The organism is Paenibacillus pabuli, assembly GCF_039831995.1.
GTDB classification, from domain to species: domain Bacteria; phylum Bacillota; class Bacilli; order Paenibacillales; family Paenibacillaceae; genus Paenibacillus; species Paenibacillus pabuli_C.
The window spans coordinates 798936-818144 of the sequence record NZ_JBDOIO010000004.1 but is presented as its reverse complement, the minus strand read 5'-3'; the positions used below and the strand labels follow the sequence as shown (position 1 = coordinate 818144).

Below are 19209 nucleotides of genomic sequence, written 5' to 3'. Positions count from 1 at the left end.
AATCACATTTTGTCAATGAAAAAGCGACAATACGCTGACCACAGATTCTGCATCTTGCCCATTTATGGGGATAAACAGAAAAAGAGTCCCTGGTTATCCATGGACTCTTCTCAACCAGCATCACGACATGACAGCTTTGCAGTATTATTCATCAACGTGCGTTGCCTTCCATCCTGTAAAATAGCACCACGATTCCAACGGGGATCTGAAGGCTATCCCACTGAATGCTATTTCAGTTCCATCGTGGTAATGCACGTATCATCCTGATCATACGTGGACAGCTGGGACTCTGCGACCTTCCCATCATGGACAATACGAATCAAGTATGTTCGGTTTCTCGGTACCCACAGGTCAACAAATCCGTTCTTTCCGGTTTTCATCGGCTCTTCTTTCATAAATGTATTCCCTTCGGAGTCATGAATTGTCACCAGGAGCTCCTTGTTCTTCAGCTCCCCCTGACACCCAGTCAGACTATGAACGGCACAAGGATGAGTCTGCTCCACATAGGGTGCAATCGAAAGGAAGAACTCTTCTTCAGGCAGATCATAGGTTGTCGTTTGATCATCCTTATCGGTAACGACCAACTGGGTGGCATTAATGGAGGCCGATTTGGTTTCGACTTTGCCCGTACTGATATCGTATACCAGTTCCTTGACATTGGTAGATTCAGGAGGGCCTGCTTCTTTGGTTAGCACATTGTCAGCAATCAGATATATTCCTAAGCCCACCACTATAATGAATAAGGCAGCAATGAGTATTCCTTTTCTCAACTGAAGTTCATCTCCTCGTCCGTTTTGGTTTATTATAATGGAGAATGCTACGCCGTGGGCTAAATACAACATCAAAGTCACCAGATATTCACATATTTGTATTATTGGCCAAAAAAATCACATCATATTAAAAGTATTATTGATAAGCAAAGGAGGGTGTGTATATGCATAAATCTGCATCCGAATCAGACACAGATCGAAGAATTTACAAATCCAAACAGGCGCTGAAGGCTTCCCTTCTGGAATGGATGTCACGCAAACCGCTGGAGAGCATTACCATCACCGATATTGTCAAATCGGCCGATTTGAATCGCAGTACATTTTACAAACATTATGTATACAAAGAAGACTTGCTGCGTGAAATTTTGACCGATGTGATCCATGACCTGATAGCCGCTTACCGAGCTCCTTATGAGCATTACCATGATTTTGAGATCAAGGATTTGAGTGCTTCAGCCATCAAAATCTTCGACCATGTTCTTGTCAATTCCAGCTTTTATACCCTGCTTGTTCATTCCCATATGCCTATGGGATTTCGGGATACTCTCTATGAAACGCTCATTACCCTGTACCTGCAGGACGTAACGGATATATCTCCGGATCCCAGGATCGACAAGGAACTCCTTGCCTGCTATCAGGCTAATGCCGTTCTGGGTCTTATTACGGGCTGGGTACAGAGCAACTTCAAATACAGTTCCACTTACATGGCAGAGCAGCTATTGGAATTTACTCGTATGAATCGCTCGAATGAGGTTTATCGCTCGAATCTGGCCCCGGGCCACGTTCATAAACTAGGCCTGCCCATATAAAAGAGGTACCACTCTCATTCAACATGAGAGTGGTACCTTCGAATAGCTGCCGTATTATCCTATTGTCTAGTTACTAATCCAGCCGCCATCGACAGGAAGCTCAACGCCTGTAATAAATTTCGATTCATCTGAAGCGAGGAACAGATAGGCATAAGCGATATCCATGGATTCTCCGGCATGCGGAGGCAGAGGAGCCAGATTTTTGTAATGCTCACCCATCTCCACTTGTGACTTGATGCCTGCTTTTTCCACCATGCCGGTAAATACAGCACCTGGATGTACAGAGTTAACCCGTATATTGTCTTTCGCAAACCACTGCGCACCATGCTTGGTCAGTGAACGTACAGAGCCTTTGGAAGCGCTATAGGCTGCCCCCTGCGCGTCTGCAATTCCGCCAATGATTGCAGCGATGGACGATGTATTAACAATAGAGCCTTGTCCATTCTGCTGCATGTAAGGGATAACCGCCTTCATACCCAGCCATACCCCTGTGCCATTAATGGACATGACCTTCTCCCAATCTTCCAGCTCGGCCTCCAAAATCCCCTTGGCTATGTGAATTCCGGCATTGTTGACCAGAATATCTATTTTACCATATTTCGCTACCGTTTCTTCTACAACAGCGTTCCACGATTCCGGACTCGATACATCCAGCTTAAGCGCAATGGCATCTCCGCCAGCCGACACGATCTGCTGCACCTGCTCTTCCAAAGCTTCAACAGCCACATCGGTAGCGACAACCTTAGCCCCTTCTCTGGCAAACAATTGAGCCCCTGCCAATCCCATGCCGCTCGCGGCACCTGTTATAATTGCAACTTTTCCAGTTAATCTGCCCATTTCATATCATTCCTTCCTATTTGAAGATGAACGCCTAATTAAAGCATTCAACTCGTTAACACCTCTAGTATACGGACGAAATGAAAGCTCTTTCAATCAGCAAATGGGCAGGCTTTTGTGGGATAACCAATAGATAAATATGGATCTGTTTACTTCCTAGATGATAATCCACAGTATAGACGAGATCTGTTGCTTTGACTTCCAAACCAACCTACGAAAATTGCCAACATCCTGCGAGGGGGTCGGTCCATTTTCCTTCACTGAATCTGGCAAACAAATATAGCGCCCCTTTAAACTTCCATTCCATTTCGATATAATCATTATAAATTCTGGAAACCGTGGTGAACATCAGAATGATTACCTACCAGCCAGACCGAAGCTGTTCGCCAAGCGGATCATGAGGAAGAATATACATTGAAGTGGCTCCGTGTACATAAGAAAGACCATGATATCAGGAAAACCATAGACTGGAATGGTCAACTCCCTAAACATATTGCGATTATGATGGATGGAAATGGGCGCTGGGCCACGAGAAGAGGACTCCCTAGAAGTGCGGGACATTATGCGGGCATGCAGACGATGCGCGAAACGATAAGCATGTGCCACCGAAACGGGATCGCCTCTCTCACCCTCTATGCGTTTTCTACGGAAAATTGGAAAAGACCGAAAGAGGAAGTAGACTATATCATTAGTCTGGTCGTCGAATTTGTACAAGATACTACCGTTCAGGAATTGAATCAACATGGTATTAAGGTCAATTTCATTGGTGATATATCCAAATTCCCTCCTGAAACACAGGAGGCCATGCGCAAAGTAGTTGAACTAACCCAGGCCAATAGCGGAATGACCGTATACTTCGCCATGAACTATGGCGGGAAAAGCGATATTGTTCAAGCCGTTAAATTATGTATTGAAGAAAACAAAAACGTGCCGGACATCTCCGAGCAGGACCTTGAGAAGTTTCTATATACCGGGCAAAATCCGGCACCTGATCTATTGATTCGGACTAGTGGGGAGAAACGGCTGAGCAATTTCTTATTATGGCAGGTTGCCTACGCTGAGCTGTGGTTTACGGATGTCATGTGGCCGGACTTTAGCGAGCCATTGCTCTATGAAGCCATTTTGGATTACCAACAGCGCAAGTTGCGGGCGTTAGAGGTTTAGTATACCGTTTGTTTATCCATTCCCGCTGATTATAAAAATCAATGAGGCATCAGCTCTCCAGCCATATCTACCGTAACATTCCACACTTTGCTCCATATACTATGATATCATTCTCATCTGCACAAATCAGTATCGGAGTGCCCAACTGCTCTTCAATAAGTTGGGCATTACAATCCAATTACAGGATCTGAAGTTCATTACGAAATTCCTTCGATAAACTATTCCCCCAATTCAGAGTCCACTCCCCTTAATTAGGGTCTCGGCTACGGAAAGGAAAAGAGCGGCGGTCATGTCTTTTTAACACAGCATCCCGCCGCTCCCTAATCTCTAGCCATCCATAACTATCATCTCAATAAATAGACTTTTTGACTGGATAAAAGGCATAAACTTTAATTTTTATGCTGACATAGACTATATTGTGAATCGACATTAAGGAGTCAGTTTCAGAATAGTCACCGTGGTATTCAGATTGTTATGCAACTGTGCAGGAGTTGCATTCGCATTTACCAGTTGAATCGTTGTCGGAACCGTTGTGACCGTAACGATAACTTCAGCAGATACGGGACCTCCTCCATTACCCGTGAAGGGCACGGGAGTTATGGGCGTTCCGTTCACTGTGAGATTGAAGTCGGCATCGCCCTGATTATGAATGGAGAAAGAGATAAAGTAACTTCCTGTTTCATTGATGGTTATCGTTGAAGATGGCGGCACGAAGGTAAAGGCACCACCCACATTAGCCAAAACACCAGTCAACGTAATTGGCGAGTTTCCTGGAACGGTGTCCGTACCTGTACCGGGATCAGCTCGGAAAACACTCAGGAAATCGGAAATTCCAGCCCCCGTTGGACCGGCAGGACCTGTTGCTCCAGTTGCACCTGCAGGACCGACAGGACCAGCTGGACCCACGAGGCCAGAAGGGCCAGCAGGGCCAACCGGGCCAATCGGGCCTGCTGGGCCCACTGCTCCTACCGCACCAGCCGGACCCACTGGTCCTTGTATACCAGGAATCCCTTGCAGTCCGACTGGCCCCGGTATCCCTTGAGCACCAGTCGCCCCTTTGGGACCTATCGGTCCTAGTGGACCAGGAATCCCTGGTACGCCTTGCGGTGCATTAACAATAACTTTAGGTTTAACCTTCACAACCTTAACCTTCACACCGCAATGTACATGTTTTTTGAATTTACGCCTACAAATCCGTTTCCCATGACGATTTATCAACTAACTCACCTCCGTGATATTTCTCCACATACTATGTGCAGGAATAACAAGGGGCGTAGACAACTAACTATAATTCATAAAATTACAGGGCCCATTATGAGTAGAGTTGTCTATATTATGGAGCAATATTCAGGTTTATGGAATGTGGTTACAGTTTGTAGAACGCCTTCAATTACATAAAATTTAAACCACATATTGAGAAGCTTTACGCTTTATACATGTTTGTTATTCGTTGACCTACCCGTCAGCCAGTATGTGAGTGCACCTGAGACAACAAAGGCTACAACCAGGCCGACACACGCATGGATCACATTCAGCGTACCATCTTCCATGAATGCAGGGATTTGAAGCAGGCCTGCTGAATCGCTTAAAGCGAAAGATTTTACGGACACGATGCCGAAATAAAGTCCGCCTATAGCGCCACCGATAAGCGCTGCATAAAAAGAAGCTCTCCTTCTCATATTGACGGCATAGATCGCAGGCTCGGGAATGCCCAGTAGAGCAGTTCCTGTTGCCCAGAATGCGAGCTTTCTGAACTCGGGCTGTCTGCTGCGCAGTCCCGCAGCCAGTGCAGCCCCCGCTTGAGCAGTAAACGCAACAAACATCGCAGGAATGATCACGGAGAATCCGTTGGTCATCAGCTCATTAAGCATTAAGGGAACGAGCCAATAATGCAATCCAGCAAACAGCATTAATGCAAATGTCGCTCCCAGCAGCATCACAGCCAGGACAGGTGCATCCGTGAGCAAGGAATCGACGGCAGCGGGCATCCGCTTGTCAATCCACGAACCTAGTGGGCCCAGCACCAGCAGGACCAGTGGGACCAGAATTCCAAGTGTTAATGCCGGAGCCAGAATTCCTTGCAGCATCTTAGGACTGAATCGTTCAACTGCCCTTTCTACATAAGACGCCGCAGAGATCGTTATAATCATCCAGAGAGTCGCTGAGAAAAAGGCTGCCTGCGACACCATCGGCACACCCATAAAATGAACTTCTTCTTGACCTGACAGTAAATAACTCATTTGAGGGTAAAACATCAATCCACTGATAGCTGCTGCAACGTAGATATTACTCTTTAACTGCCGAGCAGTACTGATAGCTGCCAATACCGGCAGCAAATAAAAGGCGCTTTCCCCAATGGATTTCAATATCATAAATGTCTGACTTTGTAGGAAGGATGAGGGTTCCGAAAAACCGTATGCACTAATCAGTGTTATGATCGCAAGCACAATCTTGAAGACTGCTGCTCCCAGAATGGCAGGCATTATGGGTCTAAACACATCGGATATAAACGGTAATACCAAAAATGACTTTCGGTTTAAAAGCTTCTCTTCCCGTTTAGGATGATTGTGCATGCTCTCTCTAGCGCCTATGTCCCCTAACAGAAGGTGATAATAGGAGAATTCATCACGAATCGTCAAGCGACATTCTGCACCTGTTATCCGAACTGTTACTTCAAGATCGGTAGCAATAGGGACTGACATATCTACTTTACTGTTATCTTCCAGAACAAGTACCGTTGCCTGCTCTTCCCGCGTGACCTGTCTTATGTTTTCCTTTCCACCTGCAAGTTTCAATATCTCTTCGAATTGCCTGTCATTCATATGTACCTTCTCCTTATGCTGCGGTAAACCCGAGTTTTATGATGTGCCCTTATCTATATACCCATTTCCATGATCAAACTTCAATAGGATATTCAAACTAATTTTCCTTTCATTTCATGAATAATCAAGCAGGGTACATGGACCTAAACTCACCTTATAATAGCAAAAAGCCTGCTTCCGCAGGCTCTTTCATTCTTCTATGATGGTTTCATTTTCCGGACCCTTATGACAACGCCAACATGGCATTCATATCTTCCTCTGCCGTTGTGATCAGCTTCAAGCCAAACATGTCAACAAGCACATCCAATACCCCAGCCGAGATAAATTCTGGCGGTTTCGGTCCAATACGGATGTCCTGAATACCAAGACTGAACAGCCCAAGCAGGATCGCCACCGCTTTTTGCTCAAACCAGGACAGGACAATGCTGACAGGCAGCTCGTTCACCGAGCAGCCAAAGGCGTCCGCGAGAGCCAGTGCAATTTTCACGGTAGAACCGGAGTTGTTGCACTGCCCCAAATCGATATAACGGGGAATCCCTGTATCCCCGACTGTACCGTAATCCACATCATTGAAGCGGAATTTGCCGCATGATGTGGTTAAAATCACGGTATCGTTAGGCAGGGAAGTCGCGAGCTCGCGATAATAGTTTCCGCCTTTCCCTGGTGCATCACAGCCCGCAATGACGAAGAAACGACGGATATGTCCGTCTTTGACTGCCTGAATAATCTCCGGGGCAAGCCCGATCACCGTTGCATGATGGTACCCTGTCGTTAACACCTGCTCAGACTTAACGTCTGCCGCCGGCAGGGAAAGTGCACGTTCAATCAGAGGGGTGAAATCATCATGGATAATCTTAGCTACGCCTTCCAGGCCCGCGACTTCATACGAAAAGAATCGGTCGGCATATGTACCTTTGATGGGCATGACACAGTTCGTGGTCGCGAGTATGGCACCCGGGAACTGTTCAAATAATCTGCGCTGATCATACCAGGCTTTGCCGATATTGCCTTTCAGATGAGCATATTTCTTAAGTGCCGGGTACCCGTGTGCAGGCAGCATCTCAGAATGAGTATAGATGTTGATGCCTTTCCCTTCTGTCTGGCGAAGGAGCTCTTCCAGCGCATACAAGTTATGTCCGGTCACTACAATACATTGTCCCTCAATCTGATTCTGCGAAACGGTGATGGGCTGCGGTATGCCGAATCTCTCCGTATGCGCACGATCCAGCACATCCATGATTCGGATCGCCGCGTTTCCTACTTGCATGGCCATATCAAGATGTTCCTGCACGTTAAAATTGGAATTGGTCAAAGTCATATATAGGGCCTCATGTGTTATTCGATCCACTTCGGGATCATGATACCCCAGCTGCCGTGCATGTGTCGCATAAGCGGCTATGCCTTTTAACGCAAAAATCATGGTATCCTGCAGACTAGCTATCGTTTCATTTTTACCACAGACCCCAACTACCGTACATCCACCACTCGGTGTCTGCTCACATTGATAACAAAACATGCCTGTTCCCTCCCAAACCTGATTCGAATTCATTCGCTGGTAACAGCGTAACAAACCCTTGAGGGACCAAGTGTGATGGCGGACACAGTTTATTAATCGACACCTTATAGTCAAAATTAGAAGTAAATGAACCTATTGGTTCCACGTTTCATATTGGCTGCGTATGAATACCAAATACAGTGGTGCACGTACAAACCGTGTATCACTTAAAATAAATTGGACAAGAGGCATATCTGAGCTCCTTATGAAAAATACTGTGTACATAAAAAATATGAGAATGAAACGATTCTATATTTTGCTCGTAAGGGTAATACACAGAAGAAATCCATTTAATCAAGGAGCTGGTCAATTGCAATACTATAGGCACAGTGCTGAGGAGACCCTTCAAGCGTTGGATAGTTCCCCGAAGGGGCTTACGGCCTCCGAAGCTGCAAAAAGACTTGAGACAGAGGGATATAACGAGTTAAAAGGCAAAAATGCAACACCTGTCTGGAAACTGTTTCTTGAAAATTTTAAAGACCCCATGGTCATCGTGCTGCTCATTGCAGCAGGTGTACAGGTTGTACTTGGACATCTCATTGAATCGCTGATTATCTTTTTGGTCATCCTGTTGAATGCAGTAATCAGTGTCGTGCAGACCAAAAAAGCGGAAAGCTCACTCGATGCTTTAAAACAAATGTCTGCTCCGGAAGCCAAAGTGATTCGTGACGGCGAGAAAAAGACCATCCCGGCCAGGGAACTCGTTCCTGGCGATATCGTTTTATTGGATGCGGGAGATTATGTCCCGGCAGACGGTCGCATCCTGGAATCCGGAAGCCTGAGAATCAATGAGGGCATGCTGACCGGAGAATCGGAAGCAGCCGAAAAACATGCTGATGCCATTCCGGAAGAAGCTCCCATCGGTGATCGCCGCAACATGGCCTTCAGCGGCTCGCTGGTCGTCTATGGGCGGGGAACTCTGGTAATAACTGGCACCGCGTTAAAAACCGAGATCGGCAAGATTGCCGAATTGATTGAAAACGCCGAAGCCAAAGAAACTCCGTTACAGCGCAAATTGGAAGCCTTCAGCAAGAAACTCGGCTTTTTCATCCTCGGGCTGTCCATTCTTATTTTCGCCATTGAGGCAGGACGTGTCTGGTTAACAGAAGGCACGGACAATCTGGGTCCTTCGATCATCAATGCGCTGATGTTTGCCGTTGCTGTCGCCGTCGCCGCCATTCCCGAAGCTCTCTCTTCCATCGTGACGATTGTATTGTCGCTGGGAACGAATAAGATGGCCAAGCAGCACGCGATCATTCGCCGTCTTCCTGCCGTGGAAGCACTCGGTTCAGCCAGCATTATCTGTACAGACAAAACAGGGACGCTTACCCAAAACAAGATGACGGTTGTGGATTATTACATCCCCCATGGCACCAAAGAGGAATTCCCGGACGATCCTGATCAGTGGTCTGAAGAGGAAAGACGGTTGTTACATATTGCAGTGCTCTGCAATGATTCGAATATTAATCAGGAAGGCAAAGAGCTGGGCGATCCGACCGAGGTGGCCCTCATTGCCTTCAGTAATCGTGTGAACAAGGACTACAACGAAATCCGGGACCAGTTCCCACGGGAAGCGGAGCTTCCTTTTGACTCGGATCGGAAACTGATGAGCACGGTACATACCTTCGAAGGACAAACGGCCTTGCTAACCAAAGGTGGTCCGGATGTGCTATTCAGCAGGTGTACTCATGTGTTCATGAACGGAGAGGTTCAGCCGCTTACAGCTGAGATTCGCACACAATTCGAAGAGAAAAACGAAGCCTTCTCCAAACGCGCCTTCCGTGTACTGGCTTATGCTTACAAAAAATTCGATGACAAAAAGCAGGTCACACCCGAAGACGAATATGATCTGACGCTTGTTGGACTGACAGCCATGATTGATCCACCGCGTGAAGCCGTGTACGGCTCCATTGAAGAGTCCATGAAGGCTGGTATCCGTACCATCATGATCACAGGGGATCACAAAACGACAGCCCAAGCCATTGGACGGGATATTGGACTTGCAGGCCCGGATGATCTGGCCATTACCGGCGCGGAGCTCGACAAAATGTCGGATGAAGAGCTGGATCGCCAGCTCGAACACATTTCGGTCTATGCACGGGTATCCCCTGAAAACAAAATCCGCATTGTGCGCGCATGGCAGCGCAAAGGCAAAATTGCCGCCATGACCGGAGACGGCGTCAATGATGCACCCGCTCTCAAACAGGCCGACATCGGCGTAGCCATGGGCAGTGGTACCGATGTCGCCAAGGATGCGGCTGCCATGATTCTGACGGATGATAACTTTGTATCCATCGTTAACGCCGTCAGTGTCGGGCGTATGGTATTTGATAATATCAAAAAAGCCATTGCTTACCTGTTTGCGGGTAACCTTGGGGCCATTATCGCCATATTGTTCGCACTTATAGTTGGATGGGTGAACCCGTTTACGGCCCTGCAGCTTCTCTTCATCAATCTGGTCAACGACTCCCTGCCTGCCATTGCACTCGGGACGGAAAAGGCGGAACCGGATGTGATGCGGCGCAAACCGCGTGATATTAATGAAGGCATCTTTGCCGGCGGTACGCTTCAAGCCGTGATTACACGAGGTGTATTGATCGGTGCGGCTGTTATTGTGTCCCAGTATATCGGGCTTGGCATCTCGGAAGAAATGAGCGTAGCGATGGCCTTTACGACCCTGATTCTTGCACGGAGTCTGCAAACATTTGCAGCCCGTTCCAACACACAGACCATCTTCCAGGTGGGCTTCACGACGAATAAATTTGTGCTTGGTTCGATCCTGGTGTGTCTCTGTCTCTACGGAATCACATTGATTCCGGGTATACGCGGCATCTTCGCCATTCCGGATGCGTTTGGTTGGAACGAGTTCCTGATTGCAGGCGGCCTTGCCCTCCTCGCAGTCATTCTGATGGATGTCATCAAGTGGATTCGCAACCGCGGCAAAGCGGTCAGTGTTTCGTAAAAAATACTTCAACCCTTCAAAGGCGCCCTCAACGGGCGTCTTTCTGCTGATGTAGATCAACCTCTGCAATACAAGGCATTGCCTATTGTTTTTTTATGTTTCGTTTCGATCTGTATCATCTCATTTGTCACCGATGCGAAACCCTTCAAATTTTATGACATTATTGCCATATATGCGGATTGGGCGTAAAATGGTTTATTGATTTTCAATATAGCTCAATTGAATTCATAGACAGGAATGGTAATGTGAAAGATAAAATTGTAATGCCTCTCTGGACATGCTGTCTGTTCATTGTTGTGATGAATACCACCATGTTTAATGTATCCCTGCCCGTCATTATTAACGATCTCCAAATTACATCTGACCTGGGCTCCTGGGTCATCTCCAGCTACTCGATCGGTTACGCATTGTCGACCGTAATCTTCAGTCGGCTGTCCGACCGGGTCCCGGTGCGCAAACTGCTAACGATTGGACTGCTGATTCTGGGCTTGTCTTCGTTACTCGGATTATTCGCACATAGCTTCGCCATCCTGCTGCTGACGCGCATTCTGCAGTCCGCAGGTGCAGGGGTTATGGCCGGACTGGGTCTTGTTATCGCCAGCCGCTACATCCCGCTGGAACGCCGCGGAGCAGCCATTGCCCTCATCTCTTCAGGCAGTGCCATGGCTTTTGGACTTGGCCCCATTGTCGGCGGACTCATTAGCGAATACTGGGGATGGAATGGTCTTTTTGCAATCACCGTACTGGTCCTGCTTGCACTGCCTGTATTGCTCTATTTCCTGCCGCGTGAAACACCAAGCCGAGACAACCCTTTTGATATAATCGGCGCAGTGTTGACGGTCATTAATGCCATTACGCTTCTGGTCGCGATTACCCAGCAGTCCTGGATCTGGTTCGCCATCGGTGTCCTGTCTCTTGTGGTTCATATTGTGTATATCCGCAAAGCGAACCTTCCTTTTGTCAACCCGGATGTATTCCGAACGCCAGGGTATACCCGTTTGATTCTGATTGGCTTCTGCATTTTGGTGGTGAATTTGGGCAATCTGTTCCTGATGCCACTTGTCCTCGCCGATCTATTCGGACGTTCGTCGCTCGCGATTGGTCTACTCATTGCTCCGGGAGCCATTGTCGCAGCCTTTTGCACCCGTTTCGTAGGGCGCTGGATTGACCGTTATGGCAACATGCGATTTCTGATGATTGGACATGTGCTGCTTGCAGCTGTACTTGCCCTCTTTATGCTCGGACTGAATCAGTCCGCCCTGATCATTACCGGCGGCTATCTCTTTTTCTCGCCTGCACTCTCAGCCTCCATGGCTTCACTGAATAACGAAACGTCTCGCATCCTTCCCAAAGCGCAGATTGGAGCAGGGATGGGCATGCTTCAGTTGATTCAATTCTTCGGCGGTTCGGTGTCCGTCGCGGTCTGCGGGCTGCTGTTACACAGCATTCCGGGCGTTTCGGTAGAGGAAGCTTATCACGTTGTATACGGATGTCTGCTCTTCATCTGTCTTGCTTCACTTGTTATTGTTGTATGGCATCATAGAGCCTCTCATTCCAGGGCTGTACAGGTTAGAGCGGCTGCCAAATAATGTTTGAGATCTAAAATGATGGATATAAAAAACACACAAACAACCTGCACAGCATGCGGGTTATTTGTGTGCTTCAGTGTGCTTCAGTACGCTTTCAGTCCGATTCATTCTCCGTGGATTCAAACTTTGGATTTAGGGTCTCGTGCTAATTTCCATCCAGTGCTGCCTTCCAGGTTTCCTCCACCGAAACAGGTGCTTTGCTGCTGCTCTCCCCTCCCCCCTCTTGCGTCCACAGAGGTGGGTAATAGGCAAATACTTGTCCCCTCTGAAGCTGAGCCAGATCGTTCTGCCATCCTTCCCAGCGGAAGGTCTGGTAGAACTGCTGCAGATCACCATTCGCCAGCCAGTTCATAAACCCCGAATAAGCAAGCTCCGTTGATTCCCATTCCATTGTATCCGGCGCAAAATAATAAATCTCTCCAGTGCGACCGAATTTTCCCGTATCTATTGCAAAAAATCCACCCGCAACATCGTAGGCAACCACCATCATGCCGTCCAGTGCCTGTACGCAGGGCTTGTCACTCACATCGTTCCAGCTGGTTAGACTTCCAAATATGCTCTCACCGCCTGCACCCAGCAGCGTGATCCACCCATAGTCCAGCACAATTCCTTCCGTCTCGTAAGCGACGGCTCCCAGATAGGATTTGGTGCTCACTTGAAGACGATAGAGCGCATCCTCTGCATCCTCTCGCCGTGCAGAAACATACTCATATGTATTTTGCCCGTTATCCAATAGTTCCTTGAGTTCCCCCCACGCGTGATTGTCCCGATCTAACAGTTGATCTACAGATAATGTTTGCATATCTCTACTCCTTCCGGGGGATGATTTCATCATCCACGCCTGCTTTCTTTTTTCCATTTCGGCCACCATCTACCTCTACCTCTAACACTCCACCATAGGCGTATACTGTTCATAAAAAGGGGATAACTTCGGAAACGGATTCTTCTGCCTTGCCCGAATCTCTTGCAGTTCCTGCATAGATAACGCAACATTCCATGTTTGCAGAAATGCATCCATTTCCTCCTGCTTCACTCCAGGCCGCTTCTCCCATTTCCTTTCAAATACATCGTTCCACATGGTTAACCCTCTATTACACACGAGCGTATTGTTCCTTTCTATGAGCATATCATGGCTTATTTCACCATTCAAATCTGCTATAATCTAAACTCCACAGCTATTCATAAGGAGGAAATACTTTGCTTCGTTCAGTCAAAATTTGTTTTCTGGCTCTGACGCTGCTGGCAGCGGGCTGCCAGGAACAGGCTTCGTCCATTCCAAATCCTGTTCCGACTGACAAATCCGAACATCAGAAAGTCTATTACATATCACCTGAAGGTGACGATGGAAATAATGGCACCATTCAGTCCCCTTGGAAAACAATCCAGCATGCTTCCGATCATGCCACGCCGGGAAGTACCGTTTATTTACGAGAGGGTGTGTACCATCAGAAGGCCAAAATCACTCGGAACGGCCAGTCTTCCACTAAGCCTACCGTCTTTTCCAGCTATCCCAAAGAGCAAGCTGTTATTGATGGAAAAGGTCTATCTGTAAATGGGCTAGAAGGTTTGCTTGAGGTGGAGGATGCCAGCTTCATCACCATACAGAATTTAGAGCTCCGGAACTTCACCACAGGACGTGCAGACCAAGTACCCGTCGGAATTTATGTGCACGGATCTGGAGAGCACATCCAGATTCTAGGCAATACCATACACGCTATCGCCAGCAATGTGCAGCCTGAAGGGCCAGACTTGACAGGCAGGGATGCACACGGCATCGCAATCTATGGTACCGAACACCCCGCAGCATTGAAGGATATTCTAATCCAGGATAATGAATTGTATGATCTCGTGCTGGGTTCAAGCGAGTCACTCGCTGTTAACGGAAATGTAGACACTTTTTCCATACTGGACAACACCATCCATGATACGGACAACATCGGCATTGATCTGATTGGGTACGAGGAGATTTCTGCTGACGACAAATATGATCGGGCCCGAAATGGAATTGTAAGAGGAAACGAAGTATATGATATTACGTCCAATTTCAATCCTTCCTACGGCATCCATCTTCCCAATGACAGCCATTCCGCTGGGGGCATCTATGTCGATGGGGGTACAGATCATATCATTGACCAGAACCGGGTGTACCGCAACGATATCGGAATCGAAATCGCATCCGAGCATGCCGGACGTTCGACAAGTCATATTACACTCCAGAATAACCTGGTCTACCACAACAGGCTGACGGGCATTGCCATGGGAGGATATGACGAGGAACGTGGGTCTACTGAAAACAGCACGGTTATGTACAACACCCTGTTTCAGAATGACACCTTGGGCGCAGGCAATGGGCAGCTATTCGTGCAAGCCATGACGAAGAACAACACCTTTAAACACAACATTGTCGTATCCGGCAGCTCTGGTGTGCTCATCTACAATGAATACAGTAGCAATTCAGGGAATCTTCTTGATGAAAATGTATACTACACCCCGGTTGCAGAGGATGATGCCCTGTGGGTTTGGAAGAATAAAGGGTATTCCGGTTTTTCAACCTACATGAAGAACTCCGGCAATGACGCTAACTCACGCTATGTAAACCCGGCTTTCATGGATGAGGCCAGCGAAGATTTCCAACTCCAGCCCGGATCACCAGCAGAAGGGTATGGTTACCTTGCACCTCGATAACAGCGCAGAAACGCTATAATTAATCTGGGTGAATTCCAGCATGAAGCCATTAATAAAAAGCAAATTCGCTACTATACCTGACAACCAATAATTATGACATAAGAGATACATAGCACAATTAAAAACCGGATCGGATAAAGGGGTATCCCCATCCTTTCCGGTTATTTTCTGCTTTTACTGCATCATTGCTGAATACGACGCTAACTCTTGATTAAACCTGCTGCATGCGTCACTCGATTTCACCCCCCGGTTTTGGAGGCATACAGCGCCATATCCGCTTTTTGGAACAAGGACTGATCCGTATCCTCCTCTGCGACCGTTGCTGCACCGATACTTACTGTGATGTTATAGGCTCCCCAATCGGCTGAAGCTACCTGAGAACGGTAACGTTCGGCTGTAACCAATGCTTGCTCGGCATCACAATCCGCCAGGATAATCACGAATTCTTCCCCGCCATAACGTGCCACAACGTCCGAACTTCTGGATACCGACTGCAGCAGACCTGCCAGATTGCCAAGTACGAGATCCCCTACCGGATGTCCGTACGTATCGTTAATGCTTTTGAAATGATCTATATCCACGACCAGAAGCGAGAACTCACGCCGGGTTGCACGGAAGCCTCCCAGACTTTCAAGCATTTTGAGTTGAAAAAATCTGCGATTCTTGAGTCCGGTGAGCAGATCCGTTGAAGCCATCGTCTCCAATTGGTCATTCACTTGGATTAACGCCTGCTGCTTTACTTCATATTCCTCGTGCAGCCGTTCAAGCTCCTTGTTGGCTTCATGTGTGGCTTGGTAAAGCTCCTGCAGCTTCGTCTTTGTGTTCAAAATATCCTTCTCATGCTCGATTCGCTTACGCATGACCACAACAACACAGTCCACTGCGCTTACCCCGTCACGTGTCTGGCGAACCCCGTTAAGCAGAACCGGAACATCCTGCTGGTCACTGGTGCGAAACGTAAAGTACATCTCGTCCACGCGTCCATACAGCTGAATGTATGGATAGAAATACGTGTGAAAAAAAAGCTTGTTGGTGACCGACATGGTGGTTTCAATATGCCGTCCCATCAGCTCGCTGCGTTCATAACCCAGCATTGTCAGCAGCGTTTGATTCACCAATTGGATGATACCCGAGTCAGAGATCGAGAAGTATCCGCAGGGAGCGAGATCTAATTGTGTATCCATCACTAACAGCCTTTCTACTGTGTATTACGCACTCGTCAGATAGTCTTTAATTAAACGGATGGTCTCTTCCGGTTGACTTAAGTGAGGGTAATGCCCTTTGGCAGTCATTTGCTGCAATCTGCTGTTCTTCAGATGAGCATGCAGATAATCCCCCACTTCAACCGGGGCAATGCTGTCATCGGAGCATTGAAGAATCAGCGTAGGTACGGATGCCTGTTCCAGCTCCTGACGGCAGTCGGATAAAAACGTCACTTCGGCAAACTGCCTTGCAATATGCGGATCTCTGGAGCAAAAGCTCTTCTCCAACTCTTCCGTGAGCTCCTTCCGTTCCGCATTCTGCATCACAATCGGTGCCAAATAACTCGCCCAGCCAATGAAATTCAACTGCATCATCTCAAGCAGTTCATCAATATCACGGCGATCGAAGCCTCCATAATAATTCGGCAGGTCGTTCACATATCGTGGAGAAGGCCCCAGCATCACGATGCTTTTGAAATACTGCGGCGCTTGAATCGATGCCAGCATGCCAATCATGCTGCTGACAGAATGCCCAATGAAGATCGCATCTCTCAATTCGAGCGCTTCCATAATCTCCAGGACATCCGTAGCATACCCTCGCAAATCACTGTATTTATGCGCATCGTAATAATTGATCTGAGACTGGCCTGAGCCTACATAATCAAACAAAACAATTTGATAGTTTTCACTAAACCCCGGAACGATGTAGCGCCACATGTCCTGATCACATCCAAACCCATGAGCAAACACGATCGTTTGGCTGCCTGCACCAAGCACCTTTACATTGTTACGTACAAGGACGTCAACCGTCATCACACTCACCTCTCTGAGGTATTTTCCATCCGCTTCATATGTGGCTATTATATCGGAAAATGTTGGAATATGAATTAAAAATATTAATTCACTTGTTGAAATCGTGAATTAGATTCACATTTCTGCAAATTATAAAACTCTTTACAATCTGACTATCGTCAGGTAATATCAGTTCAACATGTCGCGCGACAGAGATAACAAAGTGGAGGAAGATGGATGACTACCCTTGGAAATGGAACTACACCTCTGAAATTGTGGGGAAGATCTTTTATTTTTATCATGCTGGCTAACGCTTTATTGTTCATGGCCTTTGAAATGCTGTTACCAACCTTGCCGCTATTCGTTTCAACGCTTGGCGGCGATGCTTCACAGATTGGCCTGGTGACAGGTATCTTCATGTTTTCAGCCATCCTGGTTCGCCCTTTCACTTCGGTGCTTGCAACGCGGATGGACAAAAAGTTCCTCTTGCTCATCGGCATAATCATATGTGCATTAACCACAGGTTCATACTACCTATCGTCAGGTATTTGGATGATTTTGATATTACGGGTAATCCACGGATTCGGATTTGGTTTGGCTACGACATATTTTGCAACGATTGCTACAGAAAACATACCCCGGGATCGCAGGGGTGAAGGCATGGGGTATTTCGGTGTAGGAGAGACCGTAGCCATATCCATTGGTCCATTGATCGGAACCAGTCTGTTGTATAAGTACAATTATCAAAGTCTGTTCATGGGTGGCATGTGCATCCTGCTTCTCGCTCTGATCATGGCGATATTTGTATCAAGAAAACCACAAACGGAATCAGGTGCGGACCTATCGGGTTCCCATACACCTAAGATCAAGCTAATCGAAAAAAAGGTGCTCTTTCCTTCTCTGCTGATTATGCTAGTCGGCGTGGCTGCCGGTTCGATCATGTCGTTTGTGGCTTTGTTTGCGGCAGAGAGAGGTTTCGATAATGTAGCCTGGTTTTTCTTCATTGTGGCTATTGCGAGTTTCGTGGTCCGATTGTTCTCCGGGAAAATGTTCGATCGATTGGGCCCGGGTTCCGTACTGCTGCCATCTGCCGTATTCGCAATCGTTGGACTTTTCGTTCTGACAATCGCCCAAACTAACATCCATTTCCTCATTGCCGGTGCCTTGTACGGATTCGGATTCGGAGCGATCTTCCCGGCAATTCAGACCTGGTGTGTCAACTTGGTGGACGAGCATGAACATGAGAATGCCATGGCTTCTTTCTTCAATTTCTTCGATCTGGGCATTGGCGGCGGTTCACTGCTTCTTGGTATGATTGCTTCAGCATTTTCCTATACAGTGGTGTATGATATTGCCATAGGCATTTTTGTGGTATATATCCTGTTATATCTGGTATACTCCCGGAAACAACGGAGAGCTGAAGATTATTCATTGGAGGTAGACATTGAGTAAACAACGTATCAAGGACATTGCCATCCAACATTTCAATCGTCTGGGTTACGAGGGAACCAAGATGGCACAGATCGCCGAAGAGGCCGGCATTCGCAAGCAATCCCTTGCTTACCATTATCCGACCAAAAAGGCGCTGCTGCTTGAACTCTATGAGGAAGTGGTTCAGGAGGAACAGCAATTCGTTAAAGACTTCTTCCTGGAAGCGAATGAACTGCCTTTGGAGCAGCAATTGTACAACTTTTTGCTTGACCATAAAAACAGATTCCTGACTCATCCGAATGTGGCTTTTATGTACATTCTGTCCTTTATTACTCCGCTTGAGGTTCATGATTTTGTACTCGCGCAGTATCGTACATATCTTGGCACGCTCAAAGCCGAGCTCGCTGCCGTGTTTGCCAAACATGAGGACATCCGTCTAAACCCCGAGGAAGCTACAGTGGCTTATGTCACACTATTGGATGGACTGGATGTACAGCTCGTATATGAGACCAGACAATCTTATGAACACGCACTCGCCATTGCCTGGAATGTGTTCTGGACAGGCATTCGCCGCTAGCGAATCCGGTTTAC

16 protein-coding genes are annotated in these 19209 nt (G+C 47.4%); 7 read left to right on the top strand and 9 right to left on the bottom strand.

The window, feature by feature from the left end:
- Positions 1 to 227: 227 nt before the first annotated feature.
- Positions 228 to 770, bottom strand: a complete 543-nt coding sequence (locus tag ABGV42_RS23285; RefSeq protein ID WP_347383896.1) for a CueP family metal-binding protein — start codon at positions 768 to 770, stop codon at positions 228 to 230.
- Positions 771 to 934: 164 nt separating this feature from the next.
- On the opposite strand from ABGV42_RS23285, the gene ABGV42_RS23280 reads away from it, so the two are divergent.
- A complete protein-coding gene (locus ABGV42_RS23280) occupies positions 935 to 1579 on the top strand; it encodes a TetR/AcrR family transcriptional regulator (RefSeq protein ID WP_347383895.1) in 645 nt (214 codons plus the stop codon).
- A gap of 66 nt (positions 1580 to 1645) precedes the next feature.
- Here ABGV42_RS23280 and ABGV42_RS23275 read toward each other — a convergent pair whose 3' ends face one another.
- Complete coding sequence (locus ABGV42_RS23275; RefSeq protein ID WP_347383894.1) at positions 1646 to 2416, bottom strand: SDR family NAD(P)-dependent oxidoreductase; 771 nt, start codon at positions 2414 to 2416, stop codon at positions 1646 to 1648.
- 414 nt (positions 2417 to 2830) lie between these two features.
- On the opposite strand from ABGV42_RS23275, the gene ABGV42_RS23270 reads away from it, so the two are divergent.
- The gene (locus ABGV42_RS23270; RefSeq protein ID WP_347383893.1) at positions 2831 to 3580 is read left to right on the top strand and encodes an isoprenyl transferase; all 750 of its coding nucleotides are present in this window, start codon (positions 2831 to 2833) and stop codon (positions 3578 to 3580) included.
- Positions 3581 to 4009: 429 nt separating this feature from the next.
- Here ABGV42_RS23270 and ABGV42_RS23265 read toward each other — a convergent pair whose 3' ends face one another.
- From ABGV42_RS23265 to hcp, 3 genes are all read right to left on the bottom strand, one after another.
- Entirely contained in the window at positions 4010 to 4720 is a 711-nt protein-coding gene (locus ABGV42_RS23265) for a collagen-like protein (protein WP_347383892.1), read from the bottom strand.
- Between the two features lie 290 nt (positions 4721 to 5010).
- Positions 5011 to 6402: a PTS transporter subunit EIIC gene (locus tag ABGV42_RS23260; RefSeq protein ID WP_347383891.1), complete on the bottom strand. Its 1392-nt coding sequence runs from the start codon at positions 6400 to 6402 to the stop codon at positions 5011 to 5013.
- A gap of 223 nt (positions 6403 to 6625) precedes the next feature.
- Entirely contained in the window at positions 6626 to 7918 is a 1293-nt protein-coding gene (gene hcp, locus ABGV42_RS23255; protein WP_347383890.1) for a hydroxylamine reductase, read from the bottom strand.
- 349 nt (positions 7919 to 8267) lie between these two features.
- On the opposite strand from hcp, the gene ABGV42_RS23250 reads away from it, so the two are divergent.
- Positions 8268 to 10919 (top strand): cation-translocating P-type ATPase, encoded by a 2652-nt coding sequence (locus ABGV42_RS23250; protein WP_347383889.1) that lies wholly within the window; start codon positions 8268 to 8270, stop codon positions 10917 to 10919.
- Positions 10920 to 11164: 245 nt separating this feature from the next.
- Positions 11165 to 12508, top strand: coding sequence for an MFS transporter (locus tag ABGV42_RS23245; protein WP_347383888.1), 1344 nt, complete (start codon positions 11165 to 11167; stop codon positions 12506 to 12508).
- Between the two features lie 145 nt (positions 12509 to 12653).
- Here the strand turns inward: ABGV42_RS23245 and ABGV42_RS23240 are convergent, their stop codons facing one another.
- On the bottom strand, positions 12654 to 13310 hold the full coding sequence (locus ABGV42_RS23240; RefSeq protein ID WP_347383887.1) for a DUF2625 family protein: 657 nt from the start codon (positions 13308 to 13310) through the stop codon (positions 12654 to 12656).
- An 81-nt stretch (positions 13311 to 13391) separates the two neighbouring features.
- The gene (locus tag ABGV42_RS23235; protein WP_347383886.1) at positions 13392 to 13586 is read right to left on the bottom strand and encodes a hypothetical protein; all 195 of its coding nucleotides are present in this window, start codon (positions 13584 to 13586) and stop codon (positions 13392 to 13394) included.
- Positions 13587 to 13705: 119 nt separating this feature from the next.
- On the opposite strand from ABGV42_RS23235, the gene ABGV42_RS23230 reads away from it, so the two are divergent.
- Positions 13706 to 15193 (top strand): right-handed parallel beta-helix repeat-containing protein, encoded by a 1488-nt coding sequence (locus tag ABGV42_RS23230; protein ID WP_347383885.1) that lies wholly within the window; start codon positions 13706 to 13708, stop codon positions 15191 to 15193.
- A 239-nt stretch (positions 15194 to 15432) separates the two neighbouring features.
- On the opposite strand, the gene ABGV42_RS23225 is transcribed toward ABGV42_RS23230, so the two are convergent.
- On the bottom strand, positions 15433 to 16377 hold the full coding sequence (locus tag ABGV42_RS23225; protein WP_347383884.1) for a sensor domain-containing diguanylate cyclase: 945 nt from the start codon (positions 16375 to 16377) through the stop codon (positions 15433 to 15435).
- Positions 16378 to 16401: 24 nt separating this feature from the next.
- Positions 16402 to 17208: an alpha/beta fold hydrolase gene (locus ABGV42_RS23220; RefSeq protein WP_347383883.1), complete on the bottom strand. Its 807-nt coding sequence runs from the start codon at positions 17206 to 17208 to the stop codon at positions 16402 to 16404.
- A 216-nt stretch (positions 17209 to 17424) separates the two neighbouring features.
- Between ABGV42_RS23220 and ABGV42_RS23215 the strand changes: the two genes are divergently transcribed.
- Positions 17425 to 18639, top strand: coding sequence for an MFS transporter (locus ABGV42_RS23215; protein WP_347383882.1), 1215 nt, complete (start codon positions 17425 to 17427; stop codon positions 18637 to 18639).
- On the top strand, positions 18632 to 19195 hold the full coding sequence (locus tag ABGV42_RS23210; RefSeq protein ID WP_239299649.1) for a TetR/AcrR family transcriptional regulator: 564 nt from the start codon (positions 18632 to 18634) through the stop codon (positions 19193 to 19195). The genes ABGV42_RS23215 and ABGV42_RS23210 overlap by 8 nt, the downstream gene beginning before the upstream one ends.
- Positions 19196 to 19209: the final 14 nt, after the last annotated feature.

What these genes read in the sequence shown, in the direction of transcription:
- ABGV42_RS23280 (WP_347383895.1), top strand. Translation starts at nt 935, where the DNA reads ATGCATAAATCTGCATCCGAATCAGACACAGATCGAAGAATTTACAAA.
- ABGV42_RS23275 (WP_347383894.1), bottom strand. Translation starts at nt 2,416, where the DNA reads ATGGGCAGATTAACTGGAAAAGTTGCAATTATAACAGGTGCCGCGAGC.
- ABGV42_RS23260 (WP_347383891.1), bottom strand. Translation starts at nt 6,402, where the DNA reads ATGAATGACAGGCAATTCGAAGAGATATTGAAACTTGCAGGTGGAAAG.
- hcp (WP_347383890.1), bottom strand. Translation starts at nt 7,918, where the DNA reads ATGTTTTGTTATCAATGTGAGCAGACACCGAGTGGTGGATGTACGGTA.
- ABGV42_RS23240 (WP_347383887.1), bottom strand. Translation starts at nt 13,310, where the DNA reads ATGCAAACATTATCTGTAGATCAACTGTTAGATCGGGACAATCACGCG.
- ABGV42_RS23235 (WP_347383886.1), bottom strand. Translation starts at nt 13,586, where the DNA reads ATGTGGAACGATGTATTTGAAAGGAAATGGGAGAAGCGGCCTGGAGTG.
- ABGV42_RS23225 (WP_347383884.1), bottom strand. Translation starts at nt 16,377, where the DNA reads ATGGATACACAATTAGATCTCGCTCCCTGCGGATACTTCTCGATCTCT.
- ABGV42_RS23220 (WP_347383883.1), bottom strand. Translation starts at nt 17,208, where the DNA reads ATGACGGTTGACGTCCTTGTACGTAACAATGTAAAGGTGCTTGGTGCA.
- ABGV42_RS23215 (WP_347383882.1), top strand. Translation starts at nt 17,425, where the DNA reads ATGACTACCCTTGGAAATGGAACTACACCTCTGAAATTGTGGGGAAGA.